Origin of the sequence: Actinomyces sp. oral taxon 171 str. F0337 (genome assembly GCF_005696555.1) — a bacterium.
Lineage (GTDB): Bacteria > Actinomycetota > Actinomycetes > Actinomycetales > Actinomycetaceae > Actinomyces > Actinomyces oris_E.
The window spans coordinates 1148759-1170693 of record NZ_CP040005.1; the positions used below are offsets into that span (position 1 = coordinate 1148759).

At 66.8% G+C, this 21935-nt stretch carries 19 protein-coding genes; 10 read left to right on the plus strand and 9 right to left on the minus strand.

Annotated elements, in window-relative coordinates; translation table 11 throughout:
• Positions 1-18: 18 nt before the first annotated feature.
• The 4 genes from FBF36_RS05105 to fucP are packed head-to-tail and all read left to right on the plus strand — an operon-like array spanning position 19 to position 5143.
• Positions 19-1794 carry an L-fucose isomerase gene (locus FBF36_RS05105; protein WP_009396630.1) on the plus strand — a complete coding sequence of 592 codons (1776 nt, stop codon included), beginning with the start codon at positions 19-21 and terminating at the stop codon, positions 1792-1794.
• 12 nt (positions 1795-1806) lie between these two features.
• On the plus strand, positions 1807-3330 hold the full coding sequence (locus FBF36_RS05110; protein ID WP_225792470.1) for an FGGY-family carbohydrate kinase: 1524 nt from the start codon (positions 1807-1809) through the stop codon (positions 3328-3330).
• A 56-nt stretch (positions 3331-3386) separates the two neighbouring features.
• Positions 3387-3815 (plus strand): RbsD/FucU family protein, encoded by a 429-nt coding sequence (locus FBF36_RS05115; protein WP_009396632.1) that lies wholly within the window; start codon positions 3387-3389, stop codon positions 3813-3815.
• Positions 3815-5143 carry an L-fucose:H+ symporter permease gene (gene fucP, locus FBF36_RS05120; protein WP_009396634.1) on the plus strand — a complete coding sequence of 443 codons (1329 nt, stop codon included), beginning with the start codon at positions 3815-3817 and terminating at the stop codon, positions 5141-5143. Before FBF36_RS05115 ends, fucP begins: the two co-directional genes overlap by 1 nt.
• A gap of 136 nt (positions 5144-5279) precedes the next feature.
• On the opposite strand, the gene FBF36_RS05125 is transcribed toward fucP, so the two are convergent.
• The 6 genes from FBF36_RS05125 to FBF36_RS05150 all read right to left on the minus strand — a co-directional run bounded on the left by FBF36_RS05125 (position 5280) and on the right by FBF36_RS05150 (position 11489).
• A complete protein-coding gene (locus tag FBF36_RS05125; RefSeq protein ID WP_009396636.1) occupies positions 5280-5537 on the minus strand; it encodes a hypothetical protein in 258 nt (85 codons plus the stop codon).
• A gap of 245 nt (positions 5538-5782) precedes the next feature.
• Positions 5783-7111: an alpha-L-fucosidase gene (locus FBF36_RS05130; protein ID WP_318655713.1), complete on the minus strand. Its 1329-nt coding sequence runs from the start codon at positions 7109-7111 to the stop codon at positions 5783-5785.
• A gap of 3 nt (positions 7112-7114) precedes the next feature.
• Positions 7115-7951, minus strand: a complete 837-nt coding sequence (locus tag FBF36_RS05135; protein ID WP_034492434.1) for a carbohydrate ABC transporter permease — start codon at positions 7949-7951, stop codon at positions 7115-7117.
• Complete coding sequence (locus FBF36_RS05140) at positions 7941-8771, minus strand: carbohydrate ABC transporter permease (RefSeq protein ID WP_009396644.1); 831 nt, start codon at positions 8769-8771, stop codon at positions 7941-7943. The genes FBF36_RS05135 and FBF36_RS05140 overlap by 11 nt, the downstream gene beginning before the upstream one ends.
• A gap of 86 nt (positions 8772-8857) precedes the next feature.
• The gene (locus tag FBF36_RS05145) at positions 8858-10108 is read right to left on the minus strand and encodes an ABC transporter substrate-binding protein (protein ID WP_034492437.1); all 1251 of its coding nucleotides are present in this window, start codon (positions 10106-10108) and stop codon (positions 8858-8860) included.
• A gap of 382 nt (positions 10109-10490) precedes the next feature.
• The gene (locus FBF36_RS05150; RefSeq protein WP_075376463.1) at positions 10491-11489 is read right to left on the minus strand and encodes a LacI family DNA-binding transcriptional regulator; all 999 of its coding nucleotides are present in this window, start codon (positions 11487-11489) and stop codon (positions 10491-10493) included.
• 133 nt (positions 11490-11622) lie between these two features.
• Here FBF36_RS05150 and coaD point away from each other — a divergent pair, with 133 nt between their 5' ends.
• The 6 genes from coaD (at position 11623) to FBF36_RS05180 (ending at position 16092) form a co-directional block, all read left to right on the plus strand.
• The gene (coaD, locus tag FBF36_RS05155) at positions 11623-12210 is read left to right on the plus strand and encodes a pantetheine-phosphate adenylyltransferase (protein WP_009396650.1); all 588 of its coding nucleotides are present in this window, start codon (positions 11623-11625) and stop codon (positions 12208-12210) included.
• Complete coding sequence (locus FBF36_RS05160; protein ID WP_009396652.1) at positions 12207-12758, plus strand: hypothetical protein; 552 nt, start codon at positions 12207-12209, stop codon at positions 12756-12758. The genes coaD and FBF36_RS05160 overlap by 4 nt, the downstream gene beginning before the upstream one ends.
• A gap of 171 nt (positions 12759-12929) precedes the next feature.
• Positions 12930-13508, plus strand: coding sequence for a YceD family protein (locus FBF36_RS05165; RefSeq protein ID WP_009396654.1), 579 nt, complete (start codon positions 12930-12932; stop codon positions 13506-13508).
• Positions 13508-14302: a ribonuclease III gene (gene rnc, locus FBF36_RS05170; RefSeq protein ID WP_009396655.1), complete on the plus strand. Its 795-nt coding sequence runs from the start codon at positions 13508-13510 to the stop codon at positions 14300-14302. Before FBF36_RS05165 ends, rnc begins: the two co-directional genes overlap by 1 nt.
• On the plus strand, positions 14302-15342 hold the full coding sequence (mutM, locus tag FBF36_RS05175) for a bifunctional DNA-formamidopyrimidine glycosylase/DNA-(apurinic or apyrimidinic site) lyase (protein ID WP_009396657.1): 1041 nt from the start codon (positions 14302-14304) through the stop codon (positions 15340-15342). The genes rnc and mutM overlap by 1 nt, the downstream gene beginning before the upstream one ends.
• Positions 15343-15432: 90 nt before the next feature.
• Positions 15433-16092: a response regulator gene (locus FBF36_RS05180; RefSeq protein WP_138137237.1), complete on the plus strand. Its 660-nt coding sequence runs from the start codon at positions 15433-15435 to the stop codon at positions 16090-16092.
• A gap of 49 nt (positions 16093-16141) precedes the next feature.
• Here the strand turns inward: FBF36_RS05180 and FBF36_RS05185 are convergent, their stop codons facing one another.
• The 3 genes from FBF36_RS05185 to cydD are packed head-to-tail and all read right to left on the minus strand — an operon-like array spanning position 16142 to position 21923.
• Positions 16142-18235: a GAF domain-containing sensor histidine kinase gene (locus FBF36_RS05185; protein ID WP_009396663.1), complete on the minus strand. Its 2094-nt coding sequence runs from the start codon at positions 18233-18235 to the stop codon at positions 16142-16144.
• A 14-nt stretch (positions 18236-18249) separates the two neighbouring features.
• Positions 18250-20100, minus strand: a complete 1851-nt coding sequence (gene cydC, locus FBF36_RS05190) for a thiol reductant ABC exporter subunit CydC (protein WP_009396665.1) — start codon at positions 20098-20100, stop codon at positions 18250-18252.
• A 59-nt stretch (positions 20101-20159) separates the two neighbouring features.
• Positions 20160-21923, minus strand: coding sequence for a thiol reductant ABC exporter subunit CydD (gene cydD / locus FBF36_RS05195; RefSeq protein ID WP_138137239.1), 1764 nt, complete (start codon positions 21921-21923; stop codon positions 20160-20162).
• Positions 21924-21935 lie beyond the last annotated feature (12 nt).

Sequence of the window (21935 nt, forward strand, 5' to 3'; positions counted from 1 at the left end):
AGTGAAAGGAAACTTGTCATGCCCACCGCGTCATACCCCGCCATCGGAATCCGCCCCCTCATCGACGGACGCCGTCGTGGTGTGAGGGAGTCCCTCGAGGACAAGACCGCTCAGCTGGCCAAGGATGTCGCCGAGCTCATCTCCTCCCGCCTGACCTATCCCGACGGGAGCCCGGTGCGCTGTGTCGTCTCCGAGACCGCGATCGGAGGCGTGGCCGAGGCCAACCGCTGCAAGGAGCAGTTCCGCACCGAGAACGTGTGCGCCGACCTGACCGTCACCGCCTCCTGGAACTACATCACCGAGGTTCTCGACCTCGATCCCTCGATCCCGCACGCCATCTGGGGCTTCAACGGCACTGAGCGCCCGGGGGCCGTGACCCTGGCAGCCGCGGCCGCCGCCTACAACATGCTGGGCATCCCCTGCTTCGGCATCTACGGCCACGACGTGCAGGACGCCGACGACTCGGGCCTGACCGACGACGTCGTTGAGAACATCCTGCGCTATGTGCGCGCCGCCCTGGGGGTCGGCCTCATGAAGGGGCGCAGCTACCTCTCGATCGGGACCGTCTCCATGGGGATCGCCGGCTGCCGCGTCCCCGAGCAGTTCTTCGTCGACTACCTGGGCATGCGGGCCGAGTACATCGACATGATCGAGATCGACCGCCGTATCGCCCACGGCATCTACGACCACAAGGAGTACGAGACCGCCCTGGCCTGGGCCCGGGAGAACCTCACCATCGGGGAGAACCGCAACCCCGAGGCCAACCGCTTCACCCAGGAGGAGTACGACGAGCAGTTCGACTACTGCATCAAGATGCTCCTCATCGGCCGCGACCTCATGGAGGGCAACCCCGCCCTGGCCGATCTGGGCTTCGTCGAGGAGGCCGAGGGGCACGACGCCATCGCGGCGGGCTTCCAGGGGCAGCGTCAGTGGACGGACTACAAGCCCAACGGCGATATCCTCGAGACCTTCCTCAACACCACCTTCGACTGGAGCGGCAAGCGGCCTGAGAAGGTCTTCGCCACGGAGGGCGACGCCGGCAACGCCGTCGCCATGCTCTTCAACTCCGTCCTGACTCACCGTCCCCAGCTCTTCAGCGACGTGCGCACCTACTGGAGCCCCGAGGCCGTTGAGCGGGTCACCGGATACAAGCTCGAGGGTCGCGCCGAGAACGGGTTCATCGACCTGCGCAACTCCGGGGCCACCACCCTCAACGCCACTGGTGAGGAGAAGGACGCCGAGGGCAACCCCATCATCAAGCACTGGTGGGAGATCACCGAGGCGGACATTGAGGCGGATCTGAAGGCCTCCACCTTCCACGCCGCCACCCGCGAGTACTTCCCCGGAGGCGGCTTCTCCACGCACTTCACCACCGCCGGCGGCATGCCCGTCACCGCGACCCGCCTGAACTTCGTGGCCGGCCAGGGGCCAGTCCTCCAGATCTCCGAGGGCTGGACCGTGGAGCTGCCCGACGAGGTGCGCGACCAGATCGTCAACCGTACCGACCCGACGTGGCCGACGACCTTCTTCGTCCCGCGCCTGACCGGCGAGGGCGCCTTCACCTCCGTCTACGACTGGATGGCCAACTGGGGCGCCAACCACACGGCCACCGGCTATGGACACTTCGGTGCCGACCTCATCACCCTGGCCTCGATGCTGCGCATCCCCGTCTACATGCACAACGTCGAGCACGAGAGGATTCTGCGCCCCAAGGCCTGGGTGCCCTTCGGCACCGCTGAGCCCGAGAGCGCCGACTTCAGGGCCTGCGCCACCTTCGGTCCTCTCTACCGCTGAAGGATCGCAGTCATGACGAGCACAGACGAGCACCGTCAGATCATGAGTCCGAGCGGCGCTGGGGAGGGTCAGCAGAAGGCCGAGTTCCACGCGCTCGCCCTCGACCTCGGCTCCAGCTCCGTGCGGGCGGTCCTGGGAAGCTACCGACAGGGCGTTGTCAGCACCGAGGAGGTCTTCCGGCTCCACCACCAGGCGGTGGACGACCACGGCACCCTCACCTGGGACCTCGAGCGCATCATGGATGGTGTTCGTCGGAGCATCGCCATGGCGACGCAGCGCCTGGGGCGCGCCCCCGACAGCATCGGCATCGACACCTGGGGAGTCGACTACGGCCTGCTCGACGCCCAAGGGGAGCTGCTGCACGCCCCGCGCGCCTACCGGGACCGGCGCATGGCCCGTTGGGCCGCTGACCTGGACCGGGCACTCCCCGAGGGGACGGCCTGGCAGGAGACCGGCATCCTGCCTCAGCAGATCAACACGGTCTACCAGCTCTACGCGGACCTGAGGCAGGAGCCCGACCTCATCGGGCGGGTGGATCGCTTCCTGCCCCTGCCCGATCTCGTGGCTCACCTGCTCGGGGCCCCCGCGCAGTCGGGGCGGGCGATCGCCTCGACCACCGGGCTCGCCTCGCCCGGGGCTCGCGGCTGGTCGGCGCGTGTGCTCCAGGCCGCCGGGATCCCCGAGGAGTGGATGCCTCCGCTCGTTGACGACGCCACGGTGGCCGGTACGACGCCGGAGGGGATCAGCATCGTGCGGCCCGGCGGGCACGACACCGCCTGCGCCGTCCACGCGCTCGGTCTGGCCGGTGACGAGGTGCGCCTGTTCATCTCCTCAGGATCCTGGAGCCTCATCGGTGCCGCCGTTCCCAGCCCCATCCTGGATGGGGCGGCGCTGCGGGCCGGACTGACCAACGAGGTCCGTACCGACGGAGGCATCCGGCTGCTGCGCAACCTCACCGGTTTCTGGTTGCTCCAGGAGTGCCAGCGCTCCTGGAACGAGCCCGACACCGGTGCGCTGGTCGAGGCGGCGGGGGAGAGTGCCTCGCTCGGGGTCGTCATCGACCCCGACGACGAGCTCTTCGCCAGCCCTGGTGACATGCCCGACAAGATCGCCGACTGGTGCCGCCTCCACTACAAGATCGCTCCCGAGGGACCGGCGCAGACGGTCCGGCTCATCCTCGAGTCGCTCGCCTGCGCCCATGCCGCCTACGCCCAGGGGCTGCAGGACGTCGTCGGCGACCAGCTGGACCCGGCGGCACCGATCCACCTGGTGGGAGGCGGGGCGCGCAACAGCCTCCTGCCGGCAATGACGGCGGCGGCCTGCCACCGCCGGGTTATTGTGGGCACGCCGGAGGCCAGTGCCCTGGGCAACATCCTCGCCCAGCTCGAGGCGGCCGGTGTCCTCGACCCGAGCGCTCGCGGCGAGGTGCTGCGGCGCAGCATCCGCTCCGTGGAGGTCGACGCCTCCGGGGCCATCGCCGATCCCGGTGCCTTCGACGCCATGCGGGAACGGTTGCTCAACGCCACTGCCGACTGACCACCAGCCTCATCACACCATTTCAACTGAACACCCACCACACGAAAGGAGCAACGATGCTCCGCAATATTCCCGCCAACCTGTCACCCGAACTCGTCAAGATCCTGCTCGAGATGGGGCATGGGGATGAGATTCTCCTGGCCGATGCGAACTTCCCCGGGCACCACCTCCACCCCAACACGGTGCGAGCCGACGGTCTGGGGATCCCCGACCTGCTGAGGTCCATCCTCACGCTCATGCCCCTGGATCGGTACAGCAGCTACCAGGTGGCCCTCATGGAAACGGTTGGCGACGACCCTCGGCCCCCGGTGTGGGACGTCTATGAGCAGATCTGGAACGAGGCCGAGAAAGAAGCCGGACCGGTGAGCGTCAAGACGATTGAGCGCATGGCCTTCTACGACTACACCCCCAGCGTCTACGCCGTCGTCCTCACCGGCGAGACCGCCTTGTACGGCAACCTCATTCTCAAGAAGGGTGTGCTGTGATGACTGCGATCCGTGACTCCGTGGCTGAGGAGGCCCCGGTCCGGAAGGGGACATCCGGGCGGGGGTTCCTGTATCCGGGCATGGTGCTGCCCTTCTGTCTGCTGGTCTCCTGCTTCGCCGCCTGGGGCCTGGCCGGAAACATGACCGATCCTCTGGTCAAGGTCTTCCGATCCGTGTTCTCCATGAACAATTTCCAGTCCTCCTTGGTGCAGTCGGCCTACTACGGGGCCTACTTCTGCCTGGCGATCCCGGCGGCCTTCATCAACAGCCGCCTGGGCTACAAGGGCGGTGTCCTCATCGGGCTGGTGCTGGCGGGAACCGGCGGGCTCCTGTTCATCCCCGCGGCCTACGTCATGACCTACTCGGTGTTCCTGACAGCCCTGTTCACCCTGGCCGCCGGCCTGTCCATTCTGGAGACCAGCGCCAACCCCTTCGTCATGTCCATGGGGCCGGAGCACAACGCCACGCGGCGTCTCAACTTCGCGCAGGCCTTCAACCCCATCGGCTCCAATCTCGGGGTGCTTCTGGCTGCCCTGCTGATCCTGCCCAAGGTGAACCCGGCCACCGCCGAGCAGCGCGCAGCCATGAGTCAGGAGACGCTGCTGGCCACCCAGAGCGAAGAGCTCAAGGCCGTCATGGGCCCGTACGTCGCTCTCGGGCTCCTCTACATCCTGCTGGCCGTCATGATCGGTCGGGTCAAGGTCGTGGAACGGCCGGTGGAATCCACCGCGGGCGAGAGCGGCGGACCGGGCAGGCTCATGCGCCTGCTGCGGAACAAGCGCTACAGCTTCGGAGTGGTGGCGCAGTACTTCAACGTGTCGGCCCAGACCTGCATCTGGACCTACACCCTGCACTACGTCACAGACGCCCTGGGGGTGTCGGACAAGATCGCCGGATACTGGTTGCAGGCGAGTCTCATCGTCTTCCTGGTCTTCCGGTTCCTCATGGTGGGTCTCATGGGGCGGTATGACGCACGCAAGCTGCTTCTGCTCATGTGCTCCCTCGGGGTCGGCCTGTCCCTGTTCGCCATGGTGAGCGTGAACATCCTGGGGGTACTGGCCATTGTCTCCCTGTCGGCGTGCATCTCTCTGCTGTTCCCCACCATCTACGGTGAGGCCCTGCTGGGGCTGGGGGAGGACACCAAGTACGGGGCCGCCGGCCTGGTCATGGCCATCATCGGCGGAGCCACCATGCCTCTGGTGCAGAGCTACATCATGGACAAGACGTCTCCTGCAGTGTCCTACATCACGGTAGCTGGGTGCTTCGTGGTGGTGGCCGCCTACGGGCTCTACACACTGCGCGCGCCTAGGCCCGTCAGCGCTGCCTGACGGAAGACACTCACACCATTCTCTCCGCCCACTTCGTAGCGAGTGGGCGGAGAGAATGCTCGGTGGAACCGCTTGGCAAGGATGATTCCAGATCCCAGTTGAGTGGGAGCAGTCGTGAGGGCCTGACTCATGACGCTTAGTGTGCTGGGGGTGGGGTGCTCAGAGTGGTGAGAATTTGCTCGGCCTTGGGGGTTTGTCGTGGGGCGGCGTTGATGTTGATGACGACCTCCTGCAGGCCGTGCAGTTCGCGTACGATCCTGGCGATGCTCATCCCGGTGGTGTCCTGGAGGTATCGGGCTACGGCCAGAGCAGCCATCACCATCGTCAGGTGGGCCTCGATGGCATCGCGAGTGTTGTGGAAGACGGGGCGGGCTCGCAGGTCGTGCTTGCGCATCGGCGAAGGACTGCTCGATGTGCCACAGCTCGTGGTAGGAGGAGACGACCTCGGCGGCTTGACCTGTTTCAGCGTTGATGTCCGTTTTGGGTGGTTGGATCAGACTGGACTGCTGGGTGCTTCGTGGTGGTGGCCGCCTACGGGCTCTACACACTGCGCGCGCCCAGGCCCGTCAGCGCTGCCTGACGGAAGGCACTCACACCATTCTCTCCGCCCACTTCGTAGCGAGTGGGCGGAGAGAATGCTCAGTGGAACCGCTTGGCAAGGATGATTCCAGGTCCCAGTTGAGTGGGAGCAGTCGTGAGGACTCCATGGTCATGACTCACCTGTGTCTGTCCATCTCCCGGTCTCGACGATCTCCAGTCGAACTCCGCAGGCAGGCGGTCAAGCGGGACTGCGACATTCTCCAGGGCAAAGAGAACCGCATGGTCTCCGTGAGACATGAGTCGCGCACCCGGTAGTGAACAAGCCTGCTCCAGTAGCTCCGCAGAGGGGTGAGACAGTTCCGCTCTCGCTGCTCGCATCCACGCGCCTAGTCCCTTCAGGCAGGCGCGTTGAGGGGCAGGAATGGTTCCGTCGGCGTGCGGGCCGACGTTGAGCAGGAGACGTCCTCCCCGTGAGACGACGTCGACCAGGTGTCGAGCTGCGGACGGGCCGGTGAGGTAATGCTCATTGCCCTCCATCCGGTTGTAGCCGAAGGATAATCCGATGCCGCGACAGTTCTCCCACCGGTCCGCAGCCTCCGAGTCGCGCATTGCCTGATATTCACTAGTCTCGTAATCGGAGTGGAACTCACCGAAGCGGTCATTGACGACGCCCTCCGGACATAATTTGTAGTAGTGCTCAAGCAGTGTTCCCAGTCCGTGGGCGTCGAAATTCTTCGCGCAGTCCGGCCACTCGATGTCGTTCCAGAAAATATCGGGGTGATACCTCTCAAACAGGTCAAGGCAGTGATTGAAGATATAGCGCCCATACTCGGGGTCCACAGATCTGGCGAGCAGTTCAAGGTCTTTTTCGCTCAGGATAACGGGGAAAGGTCTGTAATGCCAGTCCAGTCCTCCCGAATAATATGCGCCGAAACGTAGTCCTGCCCGACGTGTCGCCCGTGAGATTTTTTCGACGAGGTCTTGTCGGGGGCCGCGTTGAACCGTGTTGCGACCATAGGTTTCGGGGGCCTCCCATAGGGTGATGCCGTCGTGGTGCTTGGTCGTTAGGACAACCAGCCCTGCTCCGGCTTCTTTGAACAGCTCGGTCCAGTCGTCAGGGTCGAACTTTTCAGCATGCCACATGTCCAGAAAACCGTCATACGGCAGGGAGCCGTAGGTCTCGTGGTGGTACTGGGAGGCGCGGCTATCCGGAATTCGTATGGTGTTGAAGTACCACTCGGCGTAGGAGTTATGAGTGAACCACGTCCTCTCATCGGGTTCGGTGCCGAGCTCTCCGTGAGGTTCTGCCCAACTTGGTACCGAATACGCTCCCCAGTGAATGAAGATCCCAAGGGGGGTGTGGTCCAGCCACTCAGGCTGATGGGTTCCCAGGCGATCTCGGTGCTGCGATATAGGTGGTCGATTCATCACTCAGCGACCTCCAAAGGCGCCGAGAGTGACGCCCTTCTCCAACTGACTCTGCAGGAAGGCGACGATGAAAAAGGAAGGGATGACCGACATGGACACGGCGGCCATCATGGGTCCCCAGTCCGTGCCTCTCTCTCCTGAGAACATCTGAAGTCCCAACGAGATTGTGGCCAGGTCCGCATCATTGACGACGATCAGAGGCCACAGGAATGTTGACCAATAATCGATGAAGGAGAAGACGCCAACGACGAGTATCGGAGCCTTGAGCAGCGGGATGAGGATGTGCCAGAGGATCTTGAGGTCGCCGGCCCCATCGATTCTGGCCGCCTCCTCGAACTCAAGGGGCAGGCTCAGGATGAACTGTCGGATGAGGAACGCCCCGAAGGCTCCGAAGGCAAAGGGAAGAATGAGGGCCGTGTAGCTGTTGACCAGTCCGAGGTGCTGGAATCCGATGTATAGAGGGATGACAAGCACCTCCTGGGGAAGCACCAGAGTTCCCAGAAACAGCATGAACAAGTGGTCTCGGAATCGGAATCGAAGTCTGGCGAAGGCGTAGGCGCTCAGCAGTGAGACTGCCATGGTCAGGGCTGCTCCGCAGGTCGAGACAAGAATAGAGTTCAAGATGATGCGTCCCAGGGGAATCTGCTGAGTCGCCTCGGTGTAGTTGTCCCATGCAAGGCGGGTGCCTGTGAGTGAGGCTCCTGAGGAAAACACCTCAGATGTCGGCTTGAGGGAAGAAGCCAACATCCAGGCGAATGGGAAGAGGAATGCTATCGCTATCAGTGTGAGTAGCGAGTAGGAGAGAAATTTGCCAATTTTGGATCGGTGTTCAAGAGTCATAGTTCACCCACCTCTTCTGCTGGCTGAATTGAAGGGCCGTCAGCAGCATAACGATTACGAATAGTATCCAGGCCAGGGCGGAGGCGTAGCCCAGCTTGTCGAAGGAGAATCCGTTGCGGTACAGTGCGAGCACAATGGTGTTTGTCGACTCACCTGGTCCTCCTTTTGTGAGAAAGAATGGTTGTGCGAATACCTTGAATGCTCCGATGACGGTCATGACGGTGCAGAAGAAGAACGTCGGAGACAGGATAGGGAAGACGACCTGGAAGAATCGTCTGAATCCAGTTGCGCCGTCGAGTTCGCTGGCCTCCAGTATGGACGGGTTGATGCCGTTGAGACCGGCAGTAAGGACCACGATGTTGTAGCCAAGACCCTGCCATAAGCTCATGATGACGAGCGACCCCATGGCAAGGCTGGAGTTGTTCAGCCAGGGCAGCGAGGGGAGCCCTATGCTGTTAAGGGCAGAGTTCACCACCCCTTCGTCATTGAGGAGGAGGCGCCAGATCAACGCATTCCCTGCCATTGGGGTGACGACGGGGATGAAGAAGATGATTCGCAGCACTCGAGAGAACCTGTTGGGGAGGTGCTGCAGCCAGTAGGAGATACCGGTAGAGATGATGAGGTTGGCACCTGTGTACAGAAGGGCGAACACCACGGTGTTCTTAAGGATGGTGTAGAACGCTGGGTCCTCCCCCGAAATCATTCGTCGATAGTTGTCAAGGCCGACGAACTCTGATGTTCCCAGAAGCGACCATGAAAACAACGAGATGATCAGTGACGCGATCAGGGGGATGATGATGAAAACCAGAAACCCTGTCATGCCGGGTGTCAGGTAGGCGATGATGCGCAGTGTGTCTCGGGGAGCTCTGTGGCGCCTTCGATTCTCAGCGGTGGTTGCGGCTCCCATCATCCTGCACTCTCTTGCAGGTCCTTGAGGATGTCTGCCGCGGTACGTGAGCCACGGTAGCCTTCTGGGCAGTACTGGGTGAAGGACGTCACGATCTGATTCCAGTTTGCTGGGGTTACCAGAGCGGTCCCGTGGTCCAGGAGGAATTTGATGGCTTCAACATTTCCGGCCGGTTTACCTTCTGCCCATCCGTCGATTTGGGAGCCGATGGATGGTACCGTCCCGCGGGTGCGTGCCACCTTGCCAATGACCTCAGGGCTGACCAGCTTCATGATGTTTTTAAACGCGGCATCCTTGTCCGGACAGTTTTTGCCGATCCCGAAGCCCGATCCCTGAATGACTCCGATGGCCTGTCCGGAGTCACTGGGGATGACGCACACACCCAGGTTGTCGTTGAGCTGCTCGGCGAAGGTCGCGTACATCCACGGGCCGTCAATGATGGCGGCAGCCTGACCAGAGGTGAATGCGCCTTGTGCGACCTCGTCGCCGTCTGAAGCGGAAGGAGCCTTGGCGTAGCCGTTGACTGCGGCAAGGTCAAACGCTTTCTGCACGGACGAGACGAAGGCGCTGGAGGTCAACGAAAGGTTTCCCTTGTCGTCGAGGGCGGTGGCGCCATTGGCGTATGCGAATGCTCCAGGAGCGTTGTCCATAAGATTTGGTTTGATGGCCATGCCGACCTTCCCACCAGCAGTCAGGGCCTTCATGTCCGACAGGAATTGTGCGTAGGTGTACTTGGTTGTCGGCTCCTTCAACCCTGCTGCCTTGAAGGATTGCCGGTTGTAGAACATGACGCAGGGCTCTGCGTCGTACGGCAATGCGTAGATTTTTCCGTCCACCGTCATGCCTTCAATCATGGCCTTGTTGAAGACTGACGTGTCGACCCCGTGCTTCTTGATGAGATCGTTCAGCGGTTCCATGATGCCGACGAGCTCCTTGGTTCGGGCTGCCTGTGTGGTCAGGATCCCTGGAGCGTCGGCTGCCGTCATTCGGGTTTTGGCCTTGGTGTAGTAGTCGTTGTAACTGGGACCTGAGAAGTCGAGCTTGAAGCTGGAGTCAGTTTCTTTGACTGCGTCGACGAAGGCCTGCCACTGGGCGCGGTCCGACTCGCTGGACACCCACGTGAACATCTGAGTTGGGGCGTTGTTGTTCTTGCTCTTCCCTGATGAGCATGCTGACAGCAGTGCTGCTGCCGTCCCACTCAAGAGCGATGCCGAGATGAAGGCGCGTCGGGGAAATGAAGGTGGGGTCATGGTCTTCTCTCTTCAGTGAGTGCGTAGGGGTGCCTCGTTGCAGCCGCTGGGGTCCGACGGCGATGTCGGAAGCAGTGGATGATGGCGGTAACATTAACTTGGTCACAAAAGGGTGTCAACCGTTGGGACTTGCTGAATGCCCTGAAATGAAGCGAAATAGTGGGTGCGTCGAGGTGTCGGGAGGTGTGGGTCGCGGAGGAGTGGTCTGTGGGGTGAGGAGGGTTGAGTGAGCGCTGACATATAGGTTGCCGTTGCCTTTGCCGGAGATTGCTGCTGGTTGGGGCGTGCACTGGGGGCAGTGTCGGGTGCTCGGGGGACGGCAGTCGCCCTCCAGGTGGGGCGGTCGTCGAGAACCGCTCACCCGGAGAGGTGGTCGTCGGCGCTATGCCCTGGTCGATGAGGCCCTGACGACGAGCTGAGGCTCCAGGTGGATGCTGTGGGCAGGGGCACCCTCGACGAGTTCGTCGGAAAGGCTCAGTGCTGCCCGCCCGAGGGCGTCGAAGTCCTGTGTGATGCTGGACAACGATGGAGTGGCCCAACGTGCCAGCGGAATATCATCGAAGCCGATGACGGCGACGTCGTCGGGTATCTTGACGCCGGCGGCGAGCAGCACGTGGCACAGCCCCAGGGCGATGTCATCGTTGCTGGCGAAGACGGCGTCGGGCAGGCCGGTGTCGAGCAGGCGTCTGGCAACCATGGCTCCGGCCTCTCCCGTCCAGGCGTCCGTGCCCACCCAGCGGCCGGGAACTCCGGCCTGCGCGCAGACCGACTGGTAGGAGGCTAGCCGCTCCGAGGCGTCCTGCCAGGACAGGTCACCGGTGACATGCAGGAGGCGGCTGCGTCCCTGAGCCAGGAGGTGCTCTGTTGCCAACCTGGATCCCAGGGCCTGGTCGATGGAGACGGTGGACAGCTCGGAGAACTCGTGCTGACCCGAGATGATGGCCACGACCGGACCGCGGTGGCGCTGGGACGAGAGGATGGCCAGGACGTCGGCGCGCTGGGCGAGGACCACGATGGTCGTGACGCGGTGGCCGTGCAGATGGGCGAGTGCCGCCTTGACCGATTCCGGTGCATGGCCATCGGCGGTGGCCAGCACGAACGTGTCCCCCCGCTCGCGCACCGCCCTGGCGATCGCGGAGAAGGTCGAGGCCATCCCGTGCGACAGCCCGGCAGTCAGCAGGATCCCCACAGCCCCGGAGGAGCCCGAGGCCAGTGAGCGGGCGGCGAGGTTCGGCTCGTAACCCAGCGCCTGGACGGCCGCCAGAACCTTCTGACGTGTCTCGGGACGGACCGACGGGTGCTTGTTGAGTACGCGGGAGACGGTCTGAGACGAGACTCCGACTGCCTCGGCCACGTCACTGAGGGTCACGCGTGTGGACACAAGGGAAATATACCAGCGCGTCCCCAGGACTCCGGGACGTCCGGTGCACAGCGGGGCGCAATGGTGGCGTGCTGCTGTCGGCGGTGCGGCGCGCGTCCCGCACAGCGCCAGGCCCAGCCAGTAGCGTGGCCGTATGAGTCTGGCCGTCTACCCCGGAAGCTTCGATCCCCTCACCCTGGGGCACGTCGACATCGCCGCACGTGCGGCCACACTCTTCGACATCGTCGTCATCGGGATCGCCCACAACGCAGTCAAGGCCGGGCACCACCTGCTCGACGTCCACGAACGCCTCCGCCTGACCAGGGAGGCCACCACCCACCTGCCCGGTGTCGAGGTGGACATCGTTCCCGGGCTGCTGGCCGACTACTGCAGCCAGCGCGGCGCGAACGCCATCATCAAAGGACTGCGTAACGGCAGCGACCTGGACGCCGAGCTGCCCATGGCGCTGCTCAACCGCGACCTGGGGGCGCCCGAGACGGTCTTTCTGCCCGCTTCCTCCGCCCACGCGCACATCTCCTCCTCCCTCGTCAAGGACGTCGCCGGCTACGGCAGGGACGTCTCCGCCCTCGTCCCGCCGGCTGTAGCCCGCGCCCTGGAGGTCCGGCTGACCGAGGCCCCCAGGTCAGCCGCCCACGACGGCGTCGGACCAGGACTCGTCCCGCCCGGGACCCCGCCAGGCCGCTCCGTCGGCGCCGACCACACTCGAGAGGACCTACCGTGACGACCAGCCGCGATGCCGGGGACGACCTGCTGCGCATTCTTGATGAGCTCGATGACCTCATCAGCAACGCCCGCTCCATGCCGATGAGCGCCTCTGTGATCGTCAACCGGGAGAGCGCCCAGCACCTCATTGACCGGGCTCGCGACGCGGTCCCGACCGCTGTGCATCGAGCTGAGAAGATCGTCGCCGATGCCGACGCCGTCCTGGCTGAGGGGCGGGCCGAGTCCGAGCGGCTCGTCCAGTACGCCCAGGAGGAGTCCGAGCGCCTCGTGGCGGGTGAGAACATCGTGCGCATGGCCAATGACCGGGCCGACAGCATCGTGGCCGCGGCGGAGGACAAGGCCGCCTCCCTGCGCCACGGGGCCGATGAGTACTCCGACCGGACCCTGGCCTCACTGGAGGCCGAGGTCGCAAAAGTTGCCGAGCAGATCCGCGCCGGCCGTGAGGTCCTGGCCGGCCGCCTGGGGGATGGATCGAGCCAGCCGGTGGAGATCCAGGAGCCCGTCCGCCGCCGCTCGGCCTGGTCCGTGGACCCTTCCGCCCACTGACCCGGTGGCGTCGCCGTCCCACCGGGTACGCTCGCGCCAGAAACCTCGTCCATCGCCTCGCCCACCAGCGCCGGGTACCTCACAGGGACATCATGTGGACATCACGTGAGGTCGCTTGAGCCCCTCGGTCATCGCTGGATGCGGCGCGGTCAACCCGTTGTGGAGGAACCCATGTCAGGACTCGTCGTTGATATCGTCGACCTGCCCCGTGCCACCGGCTCGGTCAAGAACCTGCAGATCCGTACCCCCGCCCCCGCCGACCTGGGGACCGAGGTCATCGGCGTGCCCGAGGGCAGCGGCCTCGCCCTCGACGTCACCCTGACCTCCATGGACGACGGCGTCCTGGCGCACGCCGACGCCGACCTGCACGTCCACGGCGAGTGCGTGCGCTGCCTGCGCGACCTCGACGAGGACCGCAGCGTGAGGATCGACGAGCTCTACCTCTTCCCTGAGGTCATCGAGGCCCAGCGGGCCGAAGGTGATGAGGAGGTCGAGGATCTCCTGGCTGTGGGGGAGACCAGCCTGGACCTTGAACCGGCGCTGCGCGACGCCCTGGTGCCCACGCTGCCCTTCCAGCCTCTGTGCCGTCCCGACTGCCCCGGGTTGTGCCCCGACTGCGGGAAGCGGTTCGAGGATCTGCCCGCCGGCCACCACCACGAGGTCATCGATCCGCGCTGGTCGGCCCTGGCCGGACTGCTGGGGACCGAGACCGGTCAGGAGAGCGAGGACCCCGAGGAGGACCGGTCCTGATGGCCAAGCGCCGCAGTGCCCCGCCCGCGCGCACCGACACCGAGGCCCTCGTCTACCGCTGGGGGCCGAGCATCGACACTCAGCTGCTCGACCTGGCCCTGACCCACCGCTCCTACGCCCACGAGAACGGTGGCCTGCCCACCAACGAGCGTCTGGAGTTCCTGGGTGACTCCGTGCTGGGCATCATCGTCACCGAGTACCTCTACCGCACCCACTCGGAGGTCCCTGAGGGCCAGCTCGCCAAGATGCGCGCCGCCACCGTCTCCGAGCCGGCCCTGGCCGCCGTCGCCCGCGACCTGGGGCTGGGGGAGTTCATCAAGCTCGGCAAGGGGGAGGCGCTCTCGGGCGGGCGGGACAAGGACTCCATCCTGTCCGACACGGTCGAGGCCCTCATCGGTGCCACCTACCTCACCCACGGCCTGGAGGAGACCCGCACGGTCGTCACCCGGCTCGTCTCCCGTTTCCTGGACTCGGCCCGCACCCGCGGCGCGGGCCTGGACTGGAAGACGAGCCTCCAGGAGCTCGCCGCCGTCCACCAGCTCGGTAACCCCGTGTACGAGGTGGCCGGCACCGGACCCGACCACCAGCGGGTCTTCACCGCCAGCGCCATCGTCGACGGCGAGGTGCTGGGGCAGGGAACCGGCAGCTCGAAGAAGGTCGCCGAGCACGACGCCGCCGAGGCCGCCTACGCCGCCATCCTGGCCGCACGTGGCGACGGCGGACTCGACCTGCCCGGTGTCAACGAGGCCCTGCGCGCCGACCTGCTCACCCGGCAGACCCCCCGGAAGAGCTGATGCCCGAGCTTCCCGAGGTCGAGGTGGTGCGCACCGGCCTCACCAAGCACGTGGCCGGACGCACCGTCACCCGCGTCGAGGTCCTCGACCCGCGTCCTCTGCGCCGCCAGGACGGGGGAGCGCAGGCCTTCATCGACCAGCTCACCGGGCGCACCCTCACCGCGGCCGTCCGCCGCGGGAAGTTCCTGTGGCTGCCCCTGGACGACGGACGCGCCCTGTCCGCCCACCTGGGCATGAGCGGCCAGCTGCTTGTGCGCGGCACCACCTCCGTGACCACTCCTGGCGCGGACCCGGAGTCCAACCGTGCCACCGCCTTCCTGGCAGACCCGGACACCCTCCCCGGCGGGCGCCCCGTGGACCTGAGCGCCACCGAGCAGCCCCGCTACGTGCGGGACATCTCCACCTCCGCCCGCCACCTGAGAGTGCGCCTTCACCTCAGCGGCGACGCCGGCGGGGCGGTGCTCGACCTGGTCGACCAGCGCATGCTCGGCGGTCTGCACGTCGTCGACCTGACCCCCACCGACGACGGCGCTCCAGGAGGGATGGGCGACCCGCGGCCGCTGCTGCCGACTGATGCCACCCATATCGCCCGGGACCTGCTCGATCCGGCCCTGGATCTGACCGGTCCCACGGGCGTCGTCGTCCGGGTGCGCGCCTCGAGGCGCGCCATCAAGACCCAGCTGCTCGACCAGGGGCTCGTCTCGGGCATCGGCAACATCTACGCCGACGAGGGCCTGTGGGAGGCCGGAGTGCACGGCCTGCGCCCGGGAACCGGACTCTGCCCGCGGGTGGTGGCCCGGATCCTTGAGTCCACCGCCGAGGTCATGCGCCGTGCGCTGGAGGTCGGCGGCACGAGCTTCGACGCCCTCTACGTCGACGTCGAGGGCGCCGCCGGATTCTTCGCCCGCGAGCTCGGCGCCTACGGACGCCAAGGGCTGGGGTGCCGCCGCTGCGGCGCCACCATGGCGCGCGAGGCTCTGGGAGGACGTTCCCACACTTACTGCCCCCGCTGCCAGCCCCGTCCGCGCCGGCGCCGATAGGCGCCGCCAGTGCGCACAGGGAGCCTCCGCAACAGCATCGCCACAGCGCCGCCACGGGTGTGACGTAGGTTTCCATGCCCTGGTAATGTCATGACTATGGCACACACCCCCTCCTCGGAGATCGTCCGCGTCATGATCGTGGACGATCACGAGATCGTCCGTCGCGGCATCGCCGAGATCATTGACCGCGCCGATGGGCTCGACGTCGTCGCCGAGGCGGGTTCTCGGGCCGAGGCGGTGCGTCGGGCCGAGCTGGTCTGCCCCGACGTCATCCTCGTGGACCTCCAGCTGCCCGACGGCACCGGTATCGAGCTCATGCAGGAGCTGCGAGACTCCGTGCCCCAGGCCCTGCCGATCGTGCTGACCTCCTTCGACGACGACGAGGCCCTGGCCGAGGCCCTGGCGGCAGGCGCCCGGGCCTACCTGCTCAAGACGGTTCACGGCGCCGAGATCAGCGACGTCGTACGTGCCGTCGCCTCCGGGCGCGTCCTGCTCGACGAGCGCACCGTGACGCGCCGCCGGGCGGACCACGACGACCCCACCGCCGACCTGACCAACGCCGAGCGCAAGGTGCTCGACCTCATCGGTGACGGTCTGTCCAACCGGGAGATCGGTGAGAGGCTCGGAGTCGCCGAGAAGACGGTCAAGAACCACATCACCTCCCTGCTGGCCAAGATGGGGCTGCAGCGGCGCACCCAGGTCGCCGCCTGGGTTGCCGGCCAGCGGGCCTCGGGCTGGCGCAACAGCTGACGGCTCCTGCCTGAGGCAGGAGCCCGCCACTGAGAGGGGCGCAGCGGACTCAGCGCGACCGAACGCCCCCGTCCAAGGGCACCCGCCAGGTGAAGCAGGTGCCTCGCCGCTCGCCGTCGGAGCGGGCCCGCGGACCGATGACGAAGCTGCCACCGTGGCGGCGGGCCCGTTCGGCCATGTTGGCCGTCCCCGAGCGGCGCGTCACGGAGGGATTCACCCCGACGCCGTCGTCACGGCAGACGATCTCCACCACCGGGCTGCCTCGGAAGGGCTCGGCGTCGCCCGAGGCGTGGCCCTCGTCGTCCCCCGGGCCGCAGCACAGCTCCGAGCCCGGCTGCACCCCCTCGATCTTGACGTCCACCGTCACCGAGGAGGCGTGAGCGTGCCGGGCCACGTTGCTCAGCCCCTCACGCACGACGGCGACCATGTCGTCGGCGATATCCGGTGCCACGGCGGCGTCGACCGAGGTGATGAGCCGGTCCTCCTCGTCGCGGTCCACCTGGGCCAGGCCCCGGCCGTCGACGCTCAGCAGCAGCGAGGGGGCGTAGCCCAGGGCGTTACGGGCCAGGGAGGCCTCGCGCCGCAGTCGCTCCACAACGCCGACCTCCTCGTCACGATCGCGCAGTGAGCGCACAATGGAGCGGATCTGGCCCACGGAGTCGTCCACCGCCTCCAGAGCGGTGCTCAGCACGGAGCACACCGCGTCCAGGTCCGCCTGTGTGCTGCAGGCCAGCCGCTCCCGGGCTGCGGAGATCTGCATGCCGGTGGCGAAGAGCTGCTGAATGGCCAGGTCGTGCAGGTCCCGGCCGATCCTGGCCCGCTCATCGAGCAACGTGGCCATCTCCTCCGCGTGCTGGGCATCGGCCAGCTCGAAGGCCATCGTGGCCTGCCCCGCCACGAGCTCGGCGATCTCCAGGTCCTGGGCGGTGAACGGCGTCGCACCCGGGGAGCGCAGCAGCAGCATGACCCCCACGCCCCGCCCCCGGTGGATCATGGGGGCGTAGAGGGCCGGCCCGAACCGGGCCAGCTGGGGGACCAGGAGATCGCCGTCGCTCCAGGCGTTCTCCAGGGAGTCCACGACCAGGCCGGTCTGGTGGTCCAGGGTGGTCAGGGCTCGACCCTCGGGTGGGAAGAAGGTGCCGATCAGCTCCTTGGCGTGCTCGCCGTCGGCGATCTCGCAGATCCAGCGCTTGCCGATGCTGGGCAGGATGAGGGCGGCCGTGTCGGCGTGAGCGACCTGGCGGACGCGGTGGGCGATGAGTGTCAGCGCGTCATCCTCCTCGGCGCCCGAGAGCAGCAGCGTCGTCAGCTCCTGGGAGACGACCATCCACTGCTCGCGGTTACGGGCCTCGCGGTACAAGCGGGCGTTTTCCACGGCGACGGCTGCGGCCTGGGCGAGGGTCAGGACGGCGTCGGCGTCCGAGCGGGTGAAGCCCCCCGGCTTGTCGCACAGGTATAGATGCCCGTAGACCTGGTCGTGAAGGCGCAGCGGGGCTGAGAGCAGGCTGCCGGTCTCCTCACCCTCGATGGCCCCGGTGAAGGCCGATGTCCTGCCCAGGTCGTTGTCGATGACCATCCCGGTGCCCTCGAGCCCGCTGAGCAGGGACTCAGAGGAGGCGTGCGAAGAGCCGGCGGTATCGGGGGCGCCGGCCATCTGGGCGAGCTCATCGAGGGTCGCCGTGGGCACCCCGCTGCACAGACCGGTGCGCGAGCTCGCGTCGGAGGGATCGGGCGAGAGGGGGCCGGCCGGGTCAACGTCCATGTCCGCGTGGTTGAGCACGGCGATGGTTCCCCACGAGGCACCCGTGATGGAGCAGGCCGACTCCACCAGACGGCGCAGCGCGTCGGGGACCCGCAGGGAGCTGGTCAGGCTCAGGGCCGCCTGGATGAGAGCGACAGTCGCCTCGTCCAGGCTCGGCTGAAGGGCCGACGCCTGGCGGCCACGGGTGGAGACCAGCTGGTCGGCGTGGACGGCGTAGGCCAGACGCCCCGCCGCTGCGTTCTCCTCCGAAGAGGTCGCCAGCGCCTCCTCACGTGGCGCCGGGGGGCCGTCGAGCTCCTCCGGGGCGTCCTCGGGCACACCGGGGAAGCCAAGACCGTCGCCGAGGGTGTCTGCTGCGTGCTGCGGGTGGGGTGTCGTCATCGTGCTCAGCTCGTTCAGCTCGTACCGGATACGTGGTCCTGCTGCCTGTCCTGATCCTCCTGGGAGAGCGACCACCGGTAGGTCTCGGAGACATCCTGGAGCTCATGGTGGTTGCCCTTGTGCAGGATAGTCGCAGGCCCCCGCTCACCGGTGGCCTGCGGCCGGTGCCCCATGACGAGGACCTCGTCGGCGTGCTCCAGGGCGCTGAGGCGATGGGTGACCAGGAGAGTACCGCGGCCCTGGTCACCCACTGTCAGCAGGTCGGTCACGAGTCGGTCCGCTGTGACGGCATCAAGATGCTCGCCGGGCTCGTCCAGCAGCATCAGGGGGGCCGGAGCCGCCAGGGCCCGAGCCAGAAGCAGCCGACGCCGCTCCCCACCCGACAACGTTGTGGCATCCGTGCCGATGATGGTGTCAACGCCGTCGGGAAGGGCCTCGAGCCATTGCCCGAGCCCGGCCCGCCTCAGCAGCTCGCCGGCCTCGGCGGGGGTGATGTCCCCCCGCGCCACGCGCAGGTTCTCCAGGACACTGGTGTGGAAGACGTGCGCGTCCTCCGCGGTCAGGCACACCCTGGCCGCCACCTCGGAGCGGGCCGCCTGCCACGGGGGGACTCCGTCGAGCGTCAGTGTGCCGCCCTGAGGCTCCAGCAGTCCCGCCAGCGTGGCCAGCAGCGTCGACTTGCCGATCCCCGATGGCCCCACGACCGCCACTCGGCGACCTACCCTCAGATCCAGGTTGATGCCCTCGGCCACAACCGGACCACCCGGCCAGCCCACCGCCAGGTCCTTCGCCCTCAGGTACGGGCCCCGGGGCGAGGGCTCCGGCAGCTCCCGACTCGCACAGGACGCCGTGCCGCTAGTGCCGGTACTGGCCTCAGCCGCCTCGATGAGCTCCACGATGCGGCAGGCGGCACCGGCCGACCTCACCAGCTGCACGCTGGCCGGGCCGAGCGCGGAGGTGGCCTCGAAGGCCGCCAGCGGCACCAGGACGATGACTGCCAGCCAGACCGGGGCCAGCCGCCCGGCGGACACGGCGCTCACCCCGACCAGCAGGTTGCCCACGACCGCGATCCCCATGGCTGCCACGTCCACGGCCGCCGCGATCGCTGCTGGTACCGCAGCCCGGTCCCGCAGACGGCTCAGGCTCTCCTCCCGGGAGGCGACCTGGCGCATCGAGCCGGCCAGACGCCCGGAGACAGTCAGCTCAGGCGCCCCCTCCAGGACCGCCAGGACCTCCGCGGACAGCTCGGTGGCCTGCCTCTGACGGGCCTGCTCGGCGATTCTTGCGGAGCGGATGGTGGCCAATGGGGCCACCAGTCCCGACAGCAGCAGACAGGCCAGCAGGATGAGGCCCGCCGGCCAGTAGACCAGGGCGACACCGAGACACGTGGCCGCGCCCAGGACGGCTGCGACCGCCGCAGGCAGATAGGCGCGCACGACGAGATCCCCGACCGCGTCGATGTCGCTCCCCACCCGCGCCAGCACATCGCCGCGGCGCAGCCCCGCAACCGTGTCCGTGCGGGCCGAGGCCAGAGAGGTGTAGAGGCGGGTACGCAGCGCACCCATGCCCCTCAAAGCGGTGTCATGGGAGACGAGCCGCTCGCAGTAGCGCAGCACGGAGCGCGAGATGCCGAAGAGCCGCACCGCCACCGGCGCCACCCCCAGAGCGACGACGTCGGGCATCTGGGATGCCCTCGCAATGAGCCAGGCCGCCACCCCGGACAGGGCCACCGCCGAGGCCATGGCCGCCGTACCGGTGAGCACGGCCAGGATGAAGCGTGATCGGTCCAGGTTCAGCAGGCCCACTGCCCGGCGCAGGGAGCGTCGCTCAGCGACGGACAGTGCGGGGGAGAGGACGGATGTCATCGGGCTCGCAGCGCTCACAGGGATGTCAGGGCTCTCGGGGTTCGATGTCCTTGCAGCGCTCACTGGGCCTCCTCCTGCGCTGTCGTCGTCTCATTGGCAGGCGCCTGGTCAGGCTCGATGCCCGCCGGCGGTACCGCTTCGCTCGTCACGGCAATGGTCTGCTCGGCCAGGGCCATGAGTGCAGGACGATGCGCGATGACCACCACCGTGCGCCCCGAGGCGTGCAGCGCACGGACTGCGGTGAGCACATGGGCCTCACTGGCGGCGTCGAGGTGCGCGGTCGGTTCATCCATGACCACCAGGGGCGCCGTCGAGCACAGGGCCCGCGTCAGGGCAAGACGCTGGCGCTGCCCCACGGACAGGCCGACTCCTGCACTGCCCACCATGGTCTGCCACCCCTGGGGAAGGTCCTCCACCACCTCATCGAAGCCTGTGGCCCGGGCCGCCTCGACCAGGACCTCGGGGACGCCCGCTGCCGTGGAGGCGTCCGGCTCGACACGATCCAGGACGTTATCCAGTACCGTGCCAGGGGCGATGGTGGGGCGTTGAGGCACCCAGGCGATCTGCTTCCACCAGGTATCCGGATCGATCAGAGCGAGGTCGACGGCGTCCATGGGGCCACCACCGGGCTCACCGCCGTCGGGCACGACCCTCACTTGCCCCCGGTCCGGGGTAAGCAGGCCGAGGAGGACCAGGGTCGTCGTGGTCTTCCCTGTACCCGACGGACCCGTCAGCGCCACCAGGCTGCCGGGAGGGATCGTGGCGCTGAGGTCGTCGGGGGCCCACGTGCCCCGAGAGGCGACGGACACCGCATCGAGCTCGATCGTCGATGAGCGCAGGTCGGGGGCAGGCAGGTCGCCGTGCTCGGGCACTGGGGTCTGAAGAACCTCGAAGACGGCGTTCGCCGCCGCCACCCCGTTGGCCGAGGCGTGGAACTGGAAGCCCACCTGCCGCAGCGGCTGATAGACCTCCGGGGCCACCATGAGGACGAGCAGACCGGTGAACAGGTCCATGCGCCCGGCCACGAGCCGGAAACCGATCTGAACGGCGATGATCGCCACCGACAACGTCGTGATGAACTCCAGGACCGCCCCCGACAGGAAGGCGACCCGCAAGGTCGACATGGTGGTGCGCCGGTAGGAGCGGCCCAGGGAGCGCACCTGCTCGGCCGGCCCCTGCTCGCGCCCGAGAGCCTTGAGCGTGGGCAGCCCCGAGATGAGGTCGAGCACCTGATCGCCCAGAACCTGCATGGTCCTGAGACGCTCCTGGGAGACGGACTGGGTCATCCTGCCGATGAGAATCATGAAGATCGGGATGAGGGGCAGGGTGCACACCACGGCCACTGCGGCCGACCAGTCCTGGGTGAGGAGAACCAGCACCGTGGCCGGTGTCACCGTGGAGGCCAGCACCAGCTGGGGCAGATAGCGGGTGAAGTAGGGCTCGAGGTCGTCCAGCGCGCGAGTCAGCAGAGTGGCGGTCTGGGTCCCGTGAAGCGCCTGCCAGCGGGGGCCCAGTCGAGATGCGTGCTCCAGAACCAGTCGGCGCAGCTCGACGATCGTCTCCGTGGCGGATCGGTGGGCGTGAACCTCCTGGAGCAGGACTACCAGGGCCCTGACAGCCAGGACACCGCCCAAAGCCATCACCAGGGCCCTGACAGCCGACGGTGCGGCCCCCTCGGAGATGACCGAGGAGACCGCACCCGAGATGAGGAAGGCCTGAACCACCACCAGCGCGGCGGTCACCATCCCGGTGACGGCGGTGGAGGCGATGTATCGGCGGGCGGAGCGTGCGTAACGCATCAGCCGGGGATCGAGGGGCTTCACCTGCTCAAGGAT

Bases quoted from the DNA above. Each gene is read 5' to 3' on its own strand.
- FBF36_RS05105 (WP_009396630.1), top strand. From the start codon at position 19: ATGCCCACCGCGTCATACCCCGCCATCGGAATCCGCCCCCTCATCGAC.
- FBF36_RS05110 (WP_225792470.1), top strand. From the start codon at position 1,807: ATGACGAGCACAGACGAGCACCGTCAGATCATGAGTCCGAGCGGCGCT.
- FBF36_RS05115 (WP_009396632.1), top strand. From the start codon at position 3,387: ATGCTCCGCAATATTCCCGCCAACCTGTCACCCGAACTCGTCAAGATC.
- fucP (WP_009396634.1), top strand. From the start codon at position 3,815: ATGACTGCGATCCGTGACTCCGTGGCTGAGGAGGCCCCGGTCCGGAAG.
- FBF36_RS05125 (WP_009396636.1), bottom strand. From the start codon at position 5,537: ATGCGCAAGCACGACCTGCGAGCCCGCCCCGTCTTCCACAACACTCGC.
- FBF36_RS05130 (WP_318655713.1), bottom strand. From the start codon at position 7,111: ATGAATCGACCACCTATATCGCAGCACCGAGATCGCCTGGGAACCCAT.
- FBF36_RS05135 (WP_034492434.1), bottom strand. From the start codon at position 7,951: ATGACTCTTGAACACCGATCCAAAATTGGCAAATTTCTCTCCTACTCG.
- FBF36_RS05140 (WP_009396644.1), bottom strand. From the start codon at position 8,771: ATGACAGGGTTTCTGGTTTTCATCATCATCCCCCTGATCGCGTCACTG.
- FBF36_RS05145 (WP_034492437.1), bottom strand. From the start codon at position 10,108: ATGACCCCACCTTCATTTCCCCGACGCGCCTTCATCTCGGCATCGCTC.
- coaD (WP_009396650.1), top strand. From the start codon at position 11,623: ATGAGTCTGGCCGTCTACCCCGGAAGCTTCGATCCCCTCACCCTGGGG.
- FBF36_RS05165 (WP_009396654.1), top strand. From the start codon at position 12,930: ATGTCAGGACTCGTCGTTGATATCGTCGACCTGCCCCGTGCCACCGGC.
- rnc (WP_009396655.1), top strand. From the start codon at position 13,508: ATGGCCAAGCGCCGCAGTGCCCCGCCCGCGCGCACCGACACCGAGGCC.
- mutM (WP_009396657.1), top strand. From the start codon at position 14,302: ATGCCCGAGCTTCCCGAGGTCGAGGTGGTGCGCACCGGCCTCACCAAG.
- FBF36_RS05180 (WP_138137237.1), top strand. From the start codon at position 15,433: ATGACTATGGCACACACCCCCTCCTCGGAGATCGTCCGCGTCATGATC.
- FBF36_RS05185 (WP_009396663.1), bottom strand. From the start codon at position 18,235: ATGACGACACCCCACCCGCAGCACGCAGCAGACACCCTCGGCGACGGT.
- cydC (WP_009396665.1), bottom strand. From the start codon at position 20,100: ATGACATCCGTCCTCTCCCCCGCACTGTCCGTCGCTGAGCGACGCTCC.